Source organism: Terasakiella sediminum (assembly GCF_033100395.1).
Taxonomy (GTDB): domain Bacteria; phylum Pseudomonadota; class Alphaproteobacteria; order Rhodospirillales; family Terasakiellaceae; genus Terasakiella.
Genome location: NZ_JAWLVJ010000015.1, coordinates 1 through 18127, shown reverse-complemented (window position 1 = coordinate 18127; position 18127 = coordinate 1). Strand labels below are relative to the sequence as shown.

The 18127-nt window shown below is 50.8% G+C and carries 14 protein-coding genes; 12 read left to right on the top strand and 2 right to left on the bottom strand.

Translation table 11 applies throughout. From position 1 onward, the window contains the following. The first annotated feature begins 213 nt into the window (after window positions 1-213). From RYZ26_RS19960 to RYZ26_RS12630, 5 genes are all read left to right on the top strand, one after another. Entirely contained in the window at window positions 214-465 is a 252-nt protein-coding gene (locus tag RYZ26_RS19960; protein ID WP_411576870.1) for a helix-turn-helix domain-containing protein, read from the top strand. A gap of 441 nt (window positions 466-906) precedes the next feature. Further along, on the top strand, window positions 907-2331 hold the full coding sequence (gene leuC / locus RYZ26_RS12645) for a 3-isopropylmalate dehydratase large subunit (RefSeq protein WP_317683583.1): 1425 nt from the start codon (window positions 907-909) through the stop codon (window positions 2329-2331). A gap of 4 nt (window positions 2332-2335) precedes the next feature. Further along, a complete protein-coding gene (gene leuD, locus RYZ26_RS12640; RefSeq protein WP_317683582.1) occupies window positions 2336-2947 on the top strand; it encodes a 3-isopropylmalate dehydratase small subunit in 612 nt (203 codons plus the stop codon). An 85-nt stretch (window positions 2948-3032) separates the two neighbouring features. Beyond that, window positions 3033-4142: a 3-isopropylmalate dehydrogenase gene (gene leuB / locus RYZ26_RS12635; RefSeq protein ID WP_317683581.1), complete on the top strand. Its 1110-nt coding sequence runs from the start codon at window positions 3033-3035 to the stop codon at window positions 4140-4142. A 115-nt stretch (window positions 4143-4257) separates the two neighbouring features. After that, window positions 4258-5277, top strand: coding sequence for a patatin-like phospholipase family protein (locus RYZ26_RS12630; RefSeq protein ID WP_317683580.1), 1020 nt, complete (start codon window positions 4258-4260; stop codon window positions 5275-5277). A 3-nt stretch (window positions 5278-5280) separates the two neighbouring features. Here the strand turns inward: RYZ26_RS12630 and RYZ26_RS12625 are convergent, their stop codons facing one another. Beyond that, window positions 5281-5703: a rhodanese-like domain-containing protein gene (locus RYZ26_RS12625; protein ID WP_317683579.1), complete on the bottom strand. Its 423-nt coding sequence runs from the start codon at window positions 5701-5703 to the stop codon at window positions 5281-5283. Between the two features lie 89 nt (window positions 5704-5792). Between RYZ26_RS12625 and RYZ26_RS12620 the strand changes: the two genes are divergently transcribed. Further along, window positions 5793-9200, top strand: coding sequence for an FAD-dependent oxidoreductase (locus tag RYZ26_RS12620; protein ID WP_317683578.1), 3408 nt, complete (start codon window positions 5793-5795; stop codon window positions 9198-9200). Here the strand turns inward: RYZ26_RS12620 and RYZ26_RS12615 are convergent. Next, entirely contained in the window at window positions 9197-10201 is a 1005-nt protein-coding gene (locus RYZ26_RS12615; RefSeq protein ID WP_317683577.1) for a type 1 periplasmic-binding domain-containing protein, read from the bottom strand. The genes RYZ26_RS12620 and RYZ26_RS12615 overlap by 4 nt on opposite strands. A gap of 241 nt (window positions 10202-10442) precedes the next feature. Here RYZ26_RS12615 and RYZ26_RS12610 point away from each other — a divergent pair, with 241 nt between their 5' ends. From RYZ26_RS12610 to groL, 6 genes are all read left to right on the top strand, one after another. Beyond that, window positions 10443-12536, top strand: coding sequence for an EAL domain-containing protein (locus RYZ26_RS12610; RefSeq protein WP_317683576.1), 2094 nt, complete (start codon window positions 10443-10445; stop codon window positions 12534-12536). A gap of 78 nt (window positions 12537-12614) precedes the next feature. Then, a complete protein-coding gene (locus RYZ26_RS12605; RefSeq protein ID WP_317683575.1) occupies window positions 12615-13355 on the top strand; it encodes a glycosyltransferase family 2 protein in 741 nt (246 codons plus the stop codon). Next, a complete protein-coding gene (locus tag RYZ26_RS12600; protein ID WP_317683574.1) occupies window positions 13352-14068 on the top strand; it encodes a TVP38/TMEM64 family protein in 717 nt (238 codons plus the stop codon). The genes RYZ26_RS12605 and RYZ26_RS12600 overlap by 4 nt, the downstream gene beginning before the upstream one ends. Window positions 14069-14195: 127 nt before the next feature. Then, window positions 14196-15842, top strand: coding sequence for an ArnT family glycosyltransferase (locus RYZ26_RS12595; RefSeq protein ID WP_317683573.1), 1647 nt, complete (start codon window positions 14196-14198; stop codon window positions 15840-15842). A 166-nt stretch (window positions 15843-16008) separates the two neighbouring features. Next, on the top strand, window positions 16009-16299 hold the full coding sequence (gene groES, locus RYZ26_RS12590; protein WP_317683572.1) for a co-chaperone GroES: 291 nt from the start codon (window positions 16009-16011) through the stop codon (window positions 16297-16299). 63 nt (window positions 16300-16362) lie between these two features. Continuing rightward, a complete protein-coding gene (gene groL / locus RYZ26_RS12585; protein WP_317683571.1) occupies window positions 16363-18009 on the top strand; it encodes a chaperonin GroEL in 1647 nt (548 codons plus the stop codon). Window positions 18010-18127: the final 118 nt, after the last annotated feature.

The following is an 18127-nucleotide window of genomic DNA, read 5'->3' as shown; positions in this document are numbered from 1 at the left end:
CGATTATTTCTGAAATCATTCTATCGCAAAGGGTAGATTGGGGGTGATTAATAAAATCTCTGGCTTTATTTTTCCCATATATGGCATACTGTCCCTTGCGGGATGAAAAAGCTTGCTTATCAATATGGTCAGGCATGGAGGTTGTCCCGTTCGTGATAGTCTAAACCTTAAAAAAACCGACCACAAAGGTCGGTGACCACTATTGGGGTCCATATGCCGTACTCAAATAACCCTGCCCACAATACACATCCGGAAGACGTGAAAGCGGCAGTTCGTAAGAAGTTTGGTTCCTTAGCAGCCTTGGCAAGGCAACATGGCGTATCGGACTCAGTTGTCCGCGCCGCGTTGATCAGGCCTCAACCTACTGGGAATCGTCTCATTGCCGACTGTCTTGGTTTGCCTCTCCACGAATTATGGCCGGAATGGTACAGGGACGACGGTAGTAGAATCTCCTCAAGTGATTGATAAGATCATAAGCATAGAATCGCTATTTTCCAAACGAGAATAGAGCGTTGCGCAAGAAAAAGACTGCATCCAACTTACGGGTTCTTTTGATGTATTGCCTATCAATTATAAATTTAAAATATAGCAATAAATTCAGGGCACTACGACGAATTTTGTCAAAACCTTACAGGATTCAACAACTGTACAACTTTCCGAAAGTCCTGTTTAATTTACCGTCTCAATCATAACTCGTAACGCAGGTAAGAAATCGACCGATTCGCCCTATAATTTTGGTATATTGCATCCATCCAGCGTTGATTTTTGAAAACAAACTTCACATAAACGCCTTTAGTCCCTATCTGAGAGTAAAAGTGCGTGACCTTTCGCTCCAAAACTTCTATAGAAGGGGCGCATTTCTTACATGTAAGCAATTATATCTGACTCATTCGGAGAAGAACGAAAATGGGCAACCCCCGCACACTTTTTGACAAGATCTGGGACAACCATTTGATCGAAACCCAAGAAGACGGCACAAGCCTGATCTTCATCGATCGCCACATGGTTCACGAAGTCACCTCCCCGCAGGCCTTTGAAGGGCTACGTATGTCGGGTCGCAAGGTGCGTCACCCGGAACTCACCCTCGCTGTCGCTGACCACAACGTACCAACGTCTGACCGTTCCAACGGTATTGTGATTACCAACGAAGAATCACGCGTTCAGGTCGAAGCACTGGAAAACAACGTTGCTGAATTTGGCGTTCCTTATTTTGCGATGGATGACCTGCGTCAGGGTGTTGTGCATATTGTGGGTCCGGAACAGGGCTTCACGCTGCCCGGTGCGACAATCGTTTGTGGGGATAGCCACACAGCGACACACGGTGCGTTTGGCTCTCTCGCCTTCGGGATCGGCACGTCAGAAGTAGAACACGTTCTTGCGACACAAACGCTGCTGCAGAAAAAATCCAAAAACATGGAAGTCCGTGTTGAAGGTTCCCTGCCAGAAGGCGTTACTGCAAAAGACTTGGTTTTGGCCATCATTGGTAAAATCGGCACAGCGGGCGGCACAGGATGCGTGATCGAATTTACAGGTCAGGCGATTATGGATCTGTCCATGGAAGGTCGTATGACTGTGTGTAACATGGCGATTGAAGGCGGTGCACGTGCTGGTTTGATCGCGGTTGATGACAAGACAATCGATTATGTTCGTGGCCGTCCAATGGCACCGAAAGGCGCAGCCTTTGAAGCGGCTGAAAGCTACTGGCGTACGCTGACGTCTGATGAAGGCGCTGTTTATGATGAAACAGTCATCATCAAGGCGGAAGAACTCGTTCCGTTCGTCACCTGGGGCACAAGCCCGGAAGATGCGCTGCCAATCACGGGCAAGGTGCCTTCCCCTGCTGATGCGCGTGACGAAGGTAAAGCAGGCGCGATCGAACGAGCTTTGAACTACATGGGTCTGGAAGCAGGCACACCGTTGAATGAAATTCCGGTGACACGCGTCTTTATCGGATCCTGCACAAACGGCCGTATCGAAGACTTGCGCGCTGCAGCGGCTGTTGCCAAAGGCAATAAAGTTGCAGAAGGCATGAATGCGATGGTTGTTCCTGGTTCCGGTCTGGTAAAAGAAATCGCTGAAGAAGAGGGTCTGGATCAGATTTTCACAGATGCTGGTTTTGACTGGCGTGAAGCAGGCTGTTCCATGTGTCTGGCGATGAATGATGACCGCCTGGCACCCGGGGAGCGTTGCGCCTCCACATCCAACCGTAACTTCGAAGGTCGTCAGGGCCGTGACAGCCGTACACACCTGGTCAGCCCAGCAATGGCTGCCGCAGCGGCGATCACAGGTAAACTGACAGACGTTCGCGAATTCTTGAAGAAGGGGAACTAAGAGCATGGAAAAGTTCACCACACTGACAGGTGTTGCTGCACCTATGCCTCTGATCAACATCGACACAGATATGATCATCCCGAAATTGTTCCTCAAGACCATTAAACGTTCCGGTCTGGGTGCAAACCTGTTTGACGAAATGCGTTTTAATCAGGACGGTTCTGAAAAGCCGGACTTTATCCTGAACCAGGATGGGTACCGCAATTCTCAGATCATCATCGCTGGTGACAACTTCGGTTGCGGATCAAGCCGTGAGCATGCCCCATGGGCCATCGCTGACTTCGGCATCCGTTGCATTATCTCAACCAGCTTTGCTGATATCTTCCACAACAACTGTTTCAAGAACGGCATCCTGCCGATCCGTCTTCCAAAAGAAGATGTGGACAAGTTGATGGATGATGCGTCGCGTGGTGCAAATGCAACCATCACCATTGATTTGGAAAACCAGGAAATCAAAGGCCCGGATGGCGGCGTCATCAAATTTGACGTTGACCCGTTCCGCAAGCACTGTCTGCTGGAAGGCCTGGATGATGTAGGCCTGACCCTTCAAAAGAAAGAGAAAATCGAAGCTTTTGAAGATCAGTACACACAATCCATGCCCTGGATGGCACGTTAATTAAATTATTGTCATTCCCGCGAAAGCGGGAATCTAATCTGGGTCCCCGCTTTCGCGGGGATGACGCTTTTTAAGGAAATAAAGAATGTCCGACGCTAAAAATCTATTGTTCTTGCCGGGTGACGGCATTGGTCCGGAAGTTATGGGTCAGGTTCGCAAAATCATGGAATGGTTGGCGAAAAACCGCAGCGTAAACTTCAATATCAACGAAGGCCTGGTGGGTGGTGCTTGTTACGAAGCCCACAAATCTGCTGTGACTGACGAAACGGTACAGGACGCACTGGATGCTGATGCGGTGATGCTGGGTGCTGTTGGTGGTCCACAGTGGGATGATGTTGAACGTCACGCGCGTCCTGAAGCTGGCCTTTTGCGTCTGCGCAAGGAAATGGATTTGTTTGCCAACCTGCGCCCAGCCATGGTGTTTGATGCGCTGGTTGATGCATCTACTCTGAAAGACGAAGTTGTACGCGGTCTGGACATCATGATCATGCGTGAGCTGACATCCGGTGTGTACTTTGGTGAACCGCGCGGCACCGAAGATCTGCCAGGTGGTGGTCGCAAAGGCTTTGACACACAGGTTTATACTGATGCTGAAATTATCCGTGCAGCTGATGTTGCGTTCGATCTGGCGAAAAAGCGTAACAACAAGGTTCATTCCGTTGAAAAAGCCAACGTGATGGAATCCGGCAAGTTCTGGCGTGAAATCGTCACAAACCACCATGCGGCAAACTATGCAGATGTGGAACTGGAACATATGTACGCTGATAACTGCGCCATGCAGTTGGTGCGTAACCCAAAACAGTTTGACGTGATTCTGACAGACAACCTGTTTGGTGACCTGCTGTCAGATTGTGCGGCCATGCTGACAGGTTCTTTAGGTATGCTGCCGTCTGCGTCTTTGTCCGGTAAGGATGAAAATGGCAAGGTACGCGCGATGTACGAACCGGTACATGGTTCTGCCCCTGATATTGCAGGTAAAGACCTGGCCAACCCACTGGCAACCATTCTGTCCTTCTCCATGTGTCTGCGTTACAGTTTTGACATGGCTGCAGAAGCTGATCTGCTGGATCAGGGCGTACAAAACGTCCTGGCTGCTGGCGTTCGTACAGGCGATATCATGCAGGACGGCATGAAACAGATCGGTTGTACAGCCATGGGCGATGCCCTGATTGCAGAGCTGGATAAGCTCGTATAATCAATATATTATAGCTTTCTTAAAGCCCGGTGGGATGTGATCCTGCCGGGCTTTTTGCTGCACTGCACAAAAAACTTCACAAACTTTGGGGCGAAAGTGGTATAGTGTAGTTCTTATGTTAGAAGAAACACTCAATGCCTTGGGCTTGGGCGACAACCGCTACAAGCAATTAAACCTCGCACTGCAAGGCGGCGGGGCCCATGGGGCTTATACCTGGGGCGTGCTGGACCGTCTGTTGGAAGATGATGCCATTTCCTTTGATACCATCAGCGGTACAAGCGCAGGTGCGGTCAATGCGGTTGCCTTGGCTGATGGGTATCGTCTGGACGGGGCAGCAGGCGCACGGGCCAAGCTGGAAGATGTCTGGAAAGCGATATCGAAAGCGGGGGATTTCATGTCGGTACCGACCAATCCGGCCGATATGATGAAATGGGCGGTCAATGGCATGATGATGCCGTTTGATCACAATCCGCTGGATTATGACCCGCTTCGTAAAATTCTGATAGATCACATTGATTTTCAGGCCTTGCGCAAGGAAAGCGACATTGGTCTTTATATTGCAGCAACGCAAGTCTCCAACGGGAACGCCAAGATTTTCACAACCGAAGAAATATCGGTTGAAACGGTGCTGGCTTCAACCTGCCTGCCATTTGTTTCCAAATCTATCGTGATTGATGGGGAGCCTTATTGGGACGGTGGGTTTTCAGCGAACCCCGCACTACGCCCCGTGATTTTGAATTCCAATACGGATGATACGCTTTTGGTGCAAATCAGTCCGGTGGATTATCAGCTGCCGTCCCACATCGGCGGGATGCGCACGCATTTGAACCACTTGACGTTCTCACAGTCGCTTCGTCGGGAGATTGAATTGATTGAAGAAGGGCGCGATGTGTCCAAATCCGGCATTGCCTTTGGGGAAAAGGCACGCAGGTTAGGGCGTCACCGTTTCCATCTGATCGATGGTTCCCCCATCACATCAAAAATGAACCCGGGTAGCGAGATGACACCGAATTGGGAAATGCTTAGTGAATTGTTTGAACAAGGGCGATTGGGGGCTGAAACTTTCCTGATCACCCATCGTGATGAGATCGGGCGTCAGTCCTCAACGGATTTGAAAGAACATTTCAGCCTTTAAGCATTAGCCTTGTTTCCAGGGTAGACCTGCTACTTTCCAGCCATTGATGGTGCCACGATGTTCGTCATCATTCTTGTCGCCTTCAAATCCGCCAGCCACGTTAAAACAGGTCTGATAGCCGCAGGCTGTCAGGGCGATGGCGGCATGTTTGGAACGAACGCCTGATCGGCACAGCAATAGGACAGGGATGTCTTTTTGCGGCAGAACGGCTTCTACGTCAGAAACAAAACCTTCGTTTGGCACACCACCGGGGAAACGGATCCATTCCACATTGAAATGTTGTTTACCCAGGCTTGAAAGGTCAGCTTGCCCAACCCAGGCCCATTCGGCTTCGGTACGCACGTCAATCAGAACGGCCTCTTTGTCGTTCGTTAACTTGTCCCATGCTTCTTGTGGGGTGATATCGCCTGCGTATGTATCTGTCATGAGGTTCTCCTGTTTCTCTTTACAGGTATAGAGGATTTCGTCAGACTGAAAAGAAAAAAACGGCTGTTCATGACACATGGGGACGTGACATGGTTGAATTATGCCTTTCACACGGACTGGCCTTCGAAGATCTTTATTCTCGTGATGGTCTTCAGAAAATCGATGTGGTTTTTTTTAAGCTGCTGGAACAACGCAGACCCACCCTTTATGAACGTTTGATGGCGGCCCGTGCCGCCCCTGATGTGATTTCCCGTCAGGAACGATCCGGTCTTTTATTGTCGCTGTCTCCCATTGTGGATGAATTTATCGCGGACCTTTTTCAGATCACGGACGTGCATCAGCAGGAAAAGGCCGATCATCTCGCCTTTGATGCCTATATTGAATGTCGCCGCAAATTCATCCAGCGAAAGGCGATCAAGGCCTATAAAGCCGACGAAGCGGTAACCTTTGACGGGGCGGCCCTTGAAAAACAACTGGGCGGGCCTTTTGACGACATCGTCTTTGCCCAGAAAGCCATGGGCTGGCTAACAGATGAAGTGGCCAACGCCGATATGCTGGAAGCCGCGACAAAATATGCCGCCTGGGCCTATCACACCAAAGCCTTCCCCAATAGCAAGCTTTTCTGGGCGGCGGGCAAGACGGATTATGACCTGCTGGTGGAAACCGATCATGCAGGGGCGGATGGTTATTATAACGATCCGGTTCATCTGGATGCGCGCGCCGGATTTTCCCTGACCGATAGCGGGTGTGACCGTACCGAGGCCATGGCCGAGGCGTCCTATTGTGTCCATTGTCATGAACGTAACCGCGATTCTTGCTCCCAAGGGCTCTATGTCAAAAAGACGGAAGAGATTGATAAAAACCCGCTGGGTGTGGCTTTGGAAGGCTGCCCGCTGGATGAGATGATCTCGGAAATGCATGTGGCCAAGCTGGGTGGGAACTTTATCGCGGCGGTGGCGCTGGCCTGTGTGGATAATCCGATGATGGCGGGCACGGGTCATCGTATCTGTAATGACTGTATGACCGCCTGTATCTATCAAAAGCAGGATACGGTAGAAATCCCCCAAGCCGAGACCCGGATTTTAAAAGATGTGCTGGCGCTGCCCTGGGGATTTGAGGTTTATAGCCTTCTGACCCGCTGGAACCCGTTGAACATTGATCGTCCCTTCGTCAAAGAACATAGCGGGCGTAAGGTGCTGGTTGTTGGCTTGGGTCCGGCTGGATACACACTGGCCCATCATCTGATGAATGATGGGCATCAGGTAGTGGCGATTGATGGCTTGAAAATTGAACCTTTGCCCATTGAAATCTCCGGTGTGGATGAAGCAGGCGCGCGGCATTCCTTTCAACCCATCCATGATATCAAAGCGCTTTATGAAGATTTGAACAGCCGCACTATGGCAGGTTTCGGCGGGGTGGCAGAATATGGCATCACCGTGCGCTGGGATAAGAACTTCCTGAAAATCATCCGGCTTTTGCTGGAACGCAGGCCACGCTTTACCATGTTTGGCGGGGTGCGTTTTGGCGGGACCATGACGGTGGAAGATGCTTATCAAATGGGGTTTGACCATATTGCGTTATGTGCAGGTGCGGGGGCCCCGACTGTGCTGGATATCCCCAACAATCTTGCCCCCGGTGTGCGTCAGGCTTCTGACTTCCTGATGGGACTGCAGTTGGGTGGGGCCGCGCGTGAAGATACCATTGCCAACCTGCATCTGCGCCTGCCTGTTGTTGTAGTTGGCGGTGGGCTGACGGCCATTGATGCCTGTACGGAAAGTCTGGCTTATTATCCTGTTCAGGTGGAAAAGTTCCTGAAACGCTATGAAACCTTATGTGAAAGCCTGGGCGAAGAGACAGTAAAGGCCAGTTGGACAGCGCAGGAAAGCGAAATCGCCGAAGAATTTATCAGTCACGCCCACGCCATCCGCGCAGAGAAAAAGAAGGATAAACCGAATGTCCTCGGCTTGCTGCAAAGCTGGGGCGGGGCGCAGATTGCGTATCGTCGCCGCCTTCAGGAGGCACCGAGCTATCGTTTGAACGCAGATGAAGTCACCTATGCCCTGAAAGAAGGGATTGTCATCAATGAACTTCTGTCTCCGGTTGCGGTGGAGGTGGATGACTATGGTCATGCCGCAGGCTTAAGGCTGGCGCGACAGCCTACAGGGGACGAAATCACCATGGCGGCCAAGACCATTATTGTAGCGGCAGGCACCAAACCCAATACAGTTCTGGCACGGGAATGTCCCGAGATCGGTCTGGAACTGGATGGTAAATATTATCAGGCATTGGATGAAGAGGGGCGGGTGGTTCAGCCGGAATGGACGCCGAAACCGAAAGAAGCCTATATGCTTGCCCATATTGCAGATGATGGCCGCGCGATCAGTTATTTTGGTGATCTGCACCCAAGCTTTGCCGGAAATGTGGTAAGTGCGATGGCAAGTGCCAAGCGCGGTTATCCGGTGGTCAGCCGCATGATGGCGAAGTTGCCAAAGAATCGATGTGATGGGCTGCGTCTGATCAAGGATTTGAACGAAAATCTGCGTGCCCGTGTGGTGAAAGTTATTCGCTTAACGCCAACCATCGTGGAAATCATCATTAAGGCTCCGGCGGCCGCGCGTAAATTTCAGCCCGGTCAGTTCTATCGTTTGCAGAATTTTGAAAATCATGCGTTGCGCGGACCGGATGGGACCTTGTTGTCGATGGAAGGGCTTGCATTGACAGGTGCGCATGTGGATGAACGTCGCGGGCTGATTTCCCTGATCGTTTTGGAAATGGGTGGGTCCTCCAATCTCTGTACCCATCTTAAAAAGGATGAACCTGTCATTCTGATGGGGCCAACAGGGGCACCGACGGAAATCCCGGATGGGGAAACTGTCCTGCTGGCAGGCGGCGGATTGGGGAATGCGGTGCTTTTTTCCATCGGGCAGGCCATGCGCGCACGGGGCAATCGGGTGCTTTATTTTGCCGCCTATAAAACGACGCAGGATCGCTATCATATTGAAAATATAGAAAAAGCAGCGGACGCCATCGTCTGGTGTTGTGATCAGAACCCGGGGTTCGTTCCGGGCCGGGATCAGGATTTCACCTTTGTTGGCAATGTGGTGCAGGCCATGCGCGCCTATCAGGATGGAGACCTGGGGGAGGTGACGATTGGTCTTGGTGAGGTTGACCGGATCATTGCCATTGGATCAGACATGATGATGCGCGCGGTGGCACAGGCCCGTCATGACGTTTTGAAAGACTGTTTTACGGATCATCATATGGCGATTGGGTCCATCAACTCCCCCATGCAATGTATGCTGAAAGAGATTTGCGCCCAGTGTCTGCAAAAACATATTGATCCGCTGACAGGTGAGGAAAAGGTGGTCTTTTCTTGTTTCAACCAGGATCAGGATTTGGATTCTGTGTCGTTTGATGTGTTACGCGCACGCCTGTCGCAAAACAGTCTGCAGGAAAAACTGACCAAGCTGTGGATTGCACGCAGTCTGGAAACTTAATCCAGGAAAAGCGTATCTTCGGGCAACCTGTCGATCAAATCAGGGGCAATTTTTGTCAACGACGCGCGATTGGCAAGGAAGCGGCCCTGCATGTTTTTGACAATTGGCTGGGCTGAGACGTCCGCCCCTTTTTCAATGGCGATTACTTGTTTCGCAAGATTTCTGCCTAAAGCACCATAATCACTATCGATTCCTAAAGGGAATCCTGCTTTGACATATTTGCTTTGTGATCCAATGCCCAGCATTTTTTTGTCCAGCAAATAATCAGCGATGAAGTTTGCTTCGGACAGCAGGAAGCTATCCCAGGTGCAATAAACCACATCGATTTTCTCTTCCTGTCCAAAGGCATAATCAAGCTGCTGCTTCAAGACTTGAGGGTCTGGTTTTGTGCGTACCGGGACAATCTCGATATTATAGGCTTTGGCGGTTTTGCTGAGACCATCAAGCAAGGGTGCGTTCTGAGGTTCGCGGATATTAAAGGGGACAGCTACCTGTTTGAGCGATAGCAATTTGGCAAAAGCATCAAAAAAGGCGTGGTCCGGGATGCTGGTTTGACCCAGAAGCAAGCGTTCTTTGCTGGTGGGACGTGCCGTAAAGGCATCCAGAAGTGTGCTGCTGTTGCTGAGCGCGACCAAAACGCCTTTGAAATCGGTCTGGGCCAGAGTTTTTCTGACCTGAATGGCGTTACGCGATCCAAAGGCAAAAAGATAATCCATCTCGGCCAGTTTATTTTTCCAGGTGACTTGAATGGTTTCGACCGTTTTGCGGATGTTTTGTGCGGCATTGGCTTGCGCCACTTTCAGGTCGGGATAGGTCTCTTTCAGGGTCTTTATAAACATCTGGTCCGCAGCTGTGGGCCCACGCCAAAGCATCACCCCGATATTCAGAGGTTGGGCGAGTGCAAACGTGTTCATTCCCAGCAATGCCACAAGCGCAAGCGCCATGACAGTCAGGAAAGGCGACCCGTTTCCCCGGTGTTTTTCTGTCTCTACCTTCCACATAGGATTTAGTATTTCAACAAATCATATCTACGTAAAGGTGATTTTGGGACATAAAGTATCACAAACCTGTGAAGGGTTGTGACATGCTTTTTATGAGCTACCTCTGTATCGTCTAAGAGAAATTGGTTCAGTTTATAAAAAGTAATCGATCATGGCGCTGTTTAAGGTTTTTTCCCCCCAACATATCATCGGAGCACTCTCCAGGTGCAGACTGTGTCGCCAGGTAACAGGTGCGGTCTTTTTGGCAATCCTGATCGTTGAAGGGGCAATTCTGATCTTCTCGGTCAATAACTTTGAACGTGATCGCTTGCTTGAGGTGGAACGCGAAGGTTTATCTGTTGTGCGTTCTTGGTTGCAGATCAGCAGTGAAAGTCCGGAAACCCTGAACAAGATGGCCCCGATGATCGGCAACGGATCGGTTTTACTGTCGGCGGAAGTGCAGGATAAAACGGGTCAGGAGATCGCCAGCCTGATGAATTATTCCATCCTCGCCCCGGTGCAAGAAAGCTTTGAGGTTGAGTGGGGCGAAGAAGAACTGGGTTATCCGCTCACCGTCAAAGCCATGCTGGATAAAACCGAAATCCCCAATCAGATTAACGATTTTATCTGGCGGATTGTCGGGCTTGTCCTTGTAATTTCTTTCTTTGTTACCGCCGTCACCATGGTGATTCTGGAACGATTTATGCTCTCACCCATCCGCACATTACGTGGGAAAATGAATGAGGCCACAACCGATCTGGCGCACCCTGAAGACCATTTGATGTCCAAAATGCGCGATGACGAGTTGGGCGATGTGGCGATTTCGTATAATGGTTTGCTGCAACGGCTATCTTCGGCCTTTGCAGAAATCCGTGTGCAGCAGGACAATCTGCTCAGTAACAATGAAAAACTGGAAAGCGAAGTCTCTGCGCGCACCAAAGAACTAAAAGCTGTTGTGCAGGACCTGCGCCGCGAAGCTGCGGAACGCGAACGTGCGGAAAAAGCGCTGGATGCAAGCAATGGCGCCATGTCAGCCGAGCATCTTAAAAAAATTGCCTATACCGATACACTGACCGGCCTTGCCAATCGTGATCTCTTTATGGATCGCTGTAACGTGATGCTGCGTCAAATGAAACGCACGGATTTAAGTGCCGCTGTGCATCTGATTGATCTCGATGGTTTTAACGCTATTAACCAGAATTATGGACAGCATGCGGGTGATACGGTCTTGCAGACTGTGGCGGACCGATTGAATGAATTGGTACGTGATTCTGATACCTTGGCACGTCTCAGTGCCGATGAGTTCGCGCTGGTGCAATTGGATGTGGAAGGCACTGATGGGGCGTCCATTCTTGCGCAACGTATTGTGGATCGCATCAGCCAGCCCATTGAATGTGACGATGAAATGATCGAAGTTACCTGTTCTATTGGCATCACGCTTCTGACCCGTGAAGATGATACGGCTGAAGATGTGCTGCATCACGTAACTTTGGCTCGCCGTCGCGCCAAAGAAGAAAGCGGGTCCAGCTATCAGTTCTATGTGGAAGAAATGAACCGCGAAGCCATGGAACGCCAAGCCATTGAGCGTGATTTGAAAAAAGCCATCGCCAACAATGAACTGGAAGTCTATTACCAGCCCAAGCTGGATGTGCACACAGGTCAGGTGTCCGGTATGGAAGCGCTGATCCGCTGGAACCACCCTGAACGAGGCTTTATGTCCCCCGGCCTCTTTATCCCGATTGCGGAACGCAGTTCCCTGATCGTCAGTATTGGTGACTGGGTTCTGCGTGAAGCCACCCGACAGGCACGTCGCTGGCAGGCCGAAGGTCTGGGCGAGCTGAAAGTTGCTGTGAATGTATCAGCGGTGCAGTTAAAAGAGATTTGCATGGTGACACAGGTACGTCAGGTCCTGCTGGAAAGTGGCCTGCAGCCTCACTTGCTGGAACTGGAAATTACCGAAAGTGCTGTGATGGAAGATGTGGAACATACCATTTCTGTGCTGGAAGATTTGCGTTCCCTGGGGGTGTCGCTGTCTATCGATGATTTTGGCACCGGATATTCCAGTCTCAATTACATCAAACGCTTCCCGGTAAAACGTATCAAGATCGACAAGGCTTTTGTGGATGAAATCGTTGATGAAAGCAGCGATGGGGTGATTGCGCGCGCCGTCATTACCATGGGTCACAGCATGGGGATGGAAATCACGGCAGAAGGGGTGGAAGACAGCTTCCAGCATAACTTCCTGTCAGCCCATGGCGTAGATGAAATTCAGGGATTTTTGTTTGGCAAACCGATGAATGCCACAGACTTTGAAGATTTTGTTATTCAGCAAAGCAAAGCCGCGCTTGCCGCCTAATGATTTAGGTGGACAAAACCTTTGAAAAGGCCATAATGCGCGGCGTTATTTTGCAATGCACGCAGGTCTGAAATTCCCATGACAACGCCTATCGAACTTTCTGTTGTTGTTCCGGTCAAAAATGAAGCGGAAAACATCCAGCCATTGATTGAAGAGATTATGGCGGCCCTTGAAGGCAAGCTGGAGTATCAGATCGTTTATGTGGATGACGGCAGTGATGATGACACGCCGCAACGTTTGTTGGATATGCAGGCCAAAACCGACCGCTTGCTGATTGTGACCCACAAAAATTCCTGCGGTCAAAGCACGGCTGTGCGCACGGGCGTAAAACATGCCTCTGGCCGTGTGATTGCGACATTGGACGGTGATGGTCAGAATGATCCGGCGGATATTCCAGCCCTTTATGACGTGTTGGTTCAGGCGGAAGATCAGGATTTCCTGCTAATGGCGGGCTGGCGTGCAAAACGTCATGATAGTGCGTTTAAGCTATGGCAGTCGCGCAACGCCAATAAAATCCGCGCTAAACTGCTGGGCGATGATACGCCTGATACGGGCTGCGGGCTGAAAGTCTTTACACGCGAAGCCTTTCTTGATCTACCGTACTTTAATCACATGCACCGTTTCCTGCCTGCGCTGATGATACGTCGCGGCGGACGCGTGCAGTCGGTCAAAGTAAACCACCGCGCACGTGAACGCGGTGTTTCCAAATACGGCATGTGGAACCGGCTTTGGGTCGGTATCGTCGATATTATGGGGCTGAAATGGCTTCAGGCCCGCGGCAAGGTGCCTGTCATCGTTGCGCCTAAGGATCCTTCATGAATTATAAGCTCTTCATTAAAGGGCTGATGTTTCTGGGCGTGCTGGCAGGCGCGGCCTATCTGCTGACCCATGGCATTGATGAAAGTTTTATCGACACCTATGTGCGCGGTCAGGGCCTGAAAGGCTGGGTGATCTTTATCTCGATCGGCGGCTTGCTGACGGCTGTGGGCTTCCCGCGTCAGGTTCTCTCATTTCTGGGGGGGTATGCATTCGGTGTGGTTAAGGGTACGACGATTGCGGTGCTGGCAACCGCCTTGGGCTGTTCGCTGACTTTTTTCTATGCGCGCTTTTTTGGTCGTGCCTGGGTGCAACGAAAATTCCCGCGCAAGATCAAACGCATTGATGACTTTCTCAGCGATAGCCCCTTTGCCATGACTTTACTGATCCGGCTTCTGCCTGTGGGCAATAATATGGCAACCAGTGCGGCTGCTGGTGTTTCTGGTGTCTCGCCTTTTGCCTTTATCTTTGGCTCCATGATCGGCTATATCCCGCAGACGCTGGTCTTTGCGCTGGCCGGAAGCGGGGTGGAACTTAATCCCGAATGGAATATTGCCCTCAGTGTGATCTTATTCATTGTCTCCGGTCTGTTAGGTGTGTATCTCTATCGTCGCTATCGCCACGGCAAGACGCTGGGGCGCGAGATTGAAAGCCAGCTTACTGGTGATGAAGAAGAAGCTGAAGCGATCGTTCGTGAAGGCGAGAACAGAGTTTAAAGATATTGTCATCTCAAGTTTTCATCGTCATCCCGGCGAAGGCCGGGATCTCGTTGATGCCTTGAAATGAAACAGATTCCGGCCTTCGCCGGAATGACAGCCTATTTTGAAATATAGATAAGTATTAATGCAAAAGAACTGGTCCCCCCTTACATTTACGCTTTTCTGGCTGATCCTTGTGATTGTGGCGGTTGTCACCCGTCCGGCCCTGCCTGTGGATGAAACCCGTTATCTCGCCGTTGCCTGGGAAATGTGGATGCGCGGCGATTTTATCGTTCCGCATTTGAATGGGGAAACCTATAGCCATAAGCCGCCATTGTTGTTCTGGATCATGAATCTGGGCTGGGCGGTCTTTGGTGTGAATGACTGGTGGCCGCCGCTTGTGGCCCCGCTTTTTGGCTTGGGCTGCCTGTTTCTTACCCGTTCCATGGCGCAAAAGCTCTGGCCGGATGAACCTTTGATCGCGGACTTGTCTCCGCTGATCCTGCTGGGGGCGGCGTTTTGGACCGTCTTTACAACCGTCACCATGTTCGACATGCTGGTCGCGGCCTGTACATTGTGGGCCTTGCTGGGTCTGTTGATTTCCTGGCGCGACGGGGGATCAAAGGGCTGGTGGTATCTTGCCCTTGCCATTGGTCTGGGCGTCCTTGCCAAAGGTCCGGTGATTTTGCTTCAAGTGTTGCCCATCGCCCTGCTGGCCCCAGTCTGGGACCGTGACGGGCTGATCAAACAGCATTATGGCGGCTGGAAAACCTGGTATCTGCGCATCCTGTTGGCCGTTTTGGGCGGGGCTGTGATTGGTTTGGCCTGGGCCATCCCTGCCGGGATTTATGGTGGGGAAGAATATCGCAACGCCATCTTCTGGGGGCAAACCGCAGGCCGTGTAGTGAAATCTTTTGCCCATGCGCGTCCCTGGTGGTGGTATCTGGCCGTCATCGGTCCATTGTTGTTGCCGTGGATGATCTGGCCGACCATGTGGCGTGCGGCCTTTATGCGTGGGCGTGCTCTCTGGTCGGAAGCTCAAGCGCGGTTCTGTATCCTGTGGTTTGTGCCAATCTTTGTGGCTTTCTCCCTCATCAGCGGCAAGCAGCTGCATTACCTTCTACCCATCTTCCCTGCCTGTGCTTTCCTGATCAGCCGCTGGATAGTAAAGGAAGATGTGTCTGACAGTCGTATTGCGCGCATCCTGCCTGCAGGTTTGTTTGTTGTTCTTGGCACTTTGTTGATCGCGTTACCTTATCTGCCGATCAAGAAACTCCCGGACTGGGCATTGGCGTTGCCGACTTACTGGATGGCCCTGCCTGTTCTCGCAGCCTTGTTCGTGATTGTCAGACCCATCGGGGCGTTAAAGAACACCATTCTTGGTTTGGTTGCCATGATGTCCCTGTTTGTTGTCGCGCTGCATCTGGTCATTGCGCCTTACCTTGCCAATGATTTCGACCTGAATGAAATGTCACGCCAGATCAAATCCTATCAGGATAAAGGCTATGACGTGGCCTTTGTGGGGAAATATCACGGGACTTTCCAATATCTGGGGCGTCTGGAGAAGCCGATTGCAGAACTGGGCAGCAACCGCACAGGCATTGGTGTGGAAGACTGGGTGAAAGATCATCCCAAAAGCATGGTGATCACTCTTTGGAAGCAGGACCCACCTGCGACTCCGGCTGTTGCTTATGTGCAGAATTTCCGCAGTAACAATTTCATCATCTTTGATAGCAGCAAGCTTGAGGGTGATCTTAAGCTGTTGCAAAGACGTGGGAAAAAGAAGAAATAGTTGCCTTGTGTTTTTGCGGCGCACAACAAGTTTTTCCCAAGAAATTAGATTCAAAACTTGACACAAATAGGTCGTCCGCTTACCTCTGTTAGCACTCGAACTGAACGAGTGCTAACACTGACTCGTTTGGGTCTTCCACTTTGGTGAATATCACGGAGTTAAAATTATGAAATTTCGTCCTTTGCACGACCGCGTTCTCGTAAAACGTCTGGAGCAAGAAACGAAAACTGCTGGCGGGATCATCCTTCCAGAAGCTGCACAAGAAAAACCATCTGAAGGCGAAGTTGTCGCTGTTGGTTCTGGTGTGCGCGGTGACAATGGTGAATTTGTTGCGCTTGACGTTAAAGCTGGCGATCAGGTTCTGTTCGGCAAATGGTCTGGTACTGAGATCAAGGTCGATGGCCAGGATCTGCTGATCATGCAAGAAAAAGACATCCTGGGTGTTGTTGAGAAGTAAGTTCTCGAAACCTCGTCACAATATTATTTTAAATTGACTGCTTAACATAAGGGTCTGGCTAAAATGGCTAAAGAAATCAAATTCGGCACGGACGCACGTGCTAAAATGCTCGAAGGTGTTGACCTTCTGGCGAACGCTGTAAAAGTAACACTCGGTCCAAAGGGTCGTAACGTTGTTCTGGACAAATCTTTTGGCGCACCACGCGTAACAAAAGACGGTGTTTCTGTAGCGAAAGAAATCGATCTGGAAGACAAGTTCCAGAACATGGGCGCACAAATGATCAAAGAAGTTGCGTCTAAAACAGCTGATCTGGCTGGTGATGGTACAACAACTGCAACTGTTCTGGCGCAAGCTATCGTACGTGAAGGTACAAAAGCTGTTGCTGCCGGCATGAACCCAATGGATCTGAAACGTGGTATCGACCTTGCTGTTTCTGCTGTTGTTGAAGACGTTAAAGGCCGTTCCAAGCCTGTTGCAACAAACGAAGAAGTTGCCCAGGTTGGTACAATCTCTGCAAACGGTGAAAAAACTGTTGGTGATCTGATCGCACAAGCCATGGATAAAGTTGGCAACGAAGGCGTGATCACAGTAGAAGAAGCCAAAGGTCTGGACACAACACTCGACGTTGTTGAAGGCATGCAGTTCGACCGTGGTTACACATCTCCTTACTTCGTAACCAACTCTGAAAAAATGATCTGTGAGCTGGACAACCCATACATCCTGATCAACGAAGGCAAACTGACTTCTCTGCAGCCTATGCTGCCCCTGCTGGAAGCTTCTGTACAAGCCTCTCGCCCTCTGCTGATTATTGCTGAAGACATCGAAGGCGAAGCACTGGCTACTCTGGTTGTCAACAAACTGCGCGGCGGCCTGAAAGTTGCTGCAGTTAAAGCCCCTGGTTTCGGTGATCGTCGTAAAGCTATGTTGCAGGATATTGCGATCCTGACAAACGGTCAGCTGGTTTCTGAAGAACTGGGCGTTAAGCTTGAAAATGTTTCTATCGACATGCTGGGTACTGCCAAGTCTGTTGTTATCACCAAAGAAGAAACAACAATCGTTGAAGGTGCTGGTGACAGCGCTGAGATCGAAGCACGTTGCAACCAGATCAAGGCACAAGCTGAAGAATCTACTTCTGACTACGACCGTGAGAAAATGCAGGAACGTCTGGCTAAACTGGCTGGCGGTGTTGCTGTTATCCAGGTTGGTGGTGCAACTGAGATCGAAGTGAAAGAACGCAAAGACCGCGTTGACGATGCCCTGCACGCTACACGCGCTGCTGTTGAAGAAGGTATCATCTCCGGTGGTGGTACGGCGCTGCTGTACGCAACACGCGCTCTTGAAGGTATCGAAGGTGACAATGCTGACCAGAAAGTTGGTGTTGATATCATCCGTCGTGCCCTGCAAGCCCCGATCCGTCAGATCGCTGAAAACGCTGGTCACGACGGTGCGGTTGTTGCTGGTAAACTTCTGGAAGGCGACGCTTCCGTTGGTTTCAACGCACAAACTGGTGAATATACTGACCTGGTCGCTGCTGGTGTTGTTGACCCTGTTAAAGTTGTTCGCGCTGCCCTGCAGGACGCGGCATCTGTTGCAGGTCTGCTGATCACAACTGAAGCTATGGTTGCTGACAAGCCTGAGCCTGCGGGTTCTGCACCTGCTATGCCTGACATGGGCGGCATGGGCGGCATGGGCGGCGGCATGGGCTTCTAAGCCACCCGCACCCTAGTAGCTTTAAAGCTGACCCGTCCTAAAATACGTTGACGGTTTTAGGTTAAGCCCGTTGCTTTTGGCAGCGGGCTTTTCTGTGCATTTGGTTTGGCGTTTTCAT

Coding starts and splice junctions, on each gene's coding strand:
- RYZ26_RS12595 (WP_317683573.1), top strand. CDS start 14,196: ATGCAAAAGAACTGGTCCCCCCTTACATTTACGCTTTTCTGGCTGATC.
- RYZ26_RS12625 (WP_317683579.1), bottom strand. CDS start 5,703: ATGACAGATACATACGCAGGCGATATCACCCCACAAGAAGCATGGGAC.
- RYZ26_RS12620 (WP_317683578.1), top strand. CDS start 5,793: ATGGTTGAATTATGCCTTTCACACGGACTGGCCTTCGAAGATCTTTAT.
- RYZ26_RS19960 (WP_411576870.1), top strand. CDS start 214: ATGCCGTACTCAAATAACCCTGCCCACAATACACATCCGGAAGACGTG.
- RYZ26_RS12605 (WP_317683575.1), top strand. CDS start 12,615: ATGACAACGCCTATCGAACTTTCTGTTGTTGTTCCGGTCAAAAATGAA.
- groES (WP_317683572.1), top strand. CDS start 16,009: ATGAAATTTCGTCCTTTGCACGACCGCGTTCTCGTAAAACGTCTGGAG.
- leuD (WP_317683582.1), top strand. CDS start 2,336: ATGGAAAAGTTCACCACACTGACAGGTGTTGCTGCACCTATGCCTCTG.
- groL (WP_317683571.1), top strand. CDS start 16,363: ATGGCTAAAGAAATCAAATTCGGCACGGACGCACGTGCTAAAATGCTC.
- RYZ26_RS12630 (WP_317683580.1), top strand. CDS start 4,258: ATGTTAGAAGAAACACTCAATGCCTTGGGCTTGGGCGACAACCGCTAC.
- leuB (WP_317683581.1), top strand. CDS start 3,033: ATGTCCGACGCTAAAAATCTATTGTTCTTGCCGGGTGACGGCATTGGT.
- RYZ26_RS12615 (WP_317683577.1), bottom strand. CDS start 10,201: ATGTGGAAGGTAGAGACAGAAAAACACCGGGGAAACGGGTCGCCTTTC.
- leuC (WP_317683583.1), top strand. CDS start 907: ATGGGCAACCCCCGCACACTTTTTGACAAGATCTGGGACAACCATTTG.
- RYZ26_RS12600 (WP_317683574.1), top strand. CDS start 13,352: ATGAATTATAAGCTCTTCATTAAAGGGCTGATGTTTCTGGGCGTGCTG.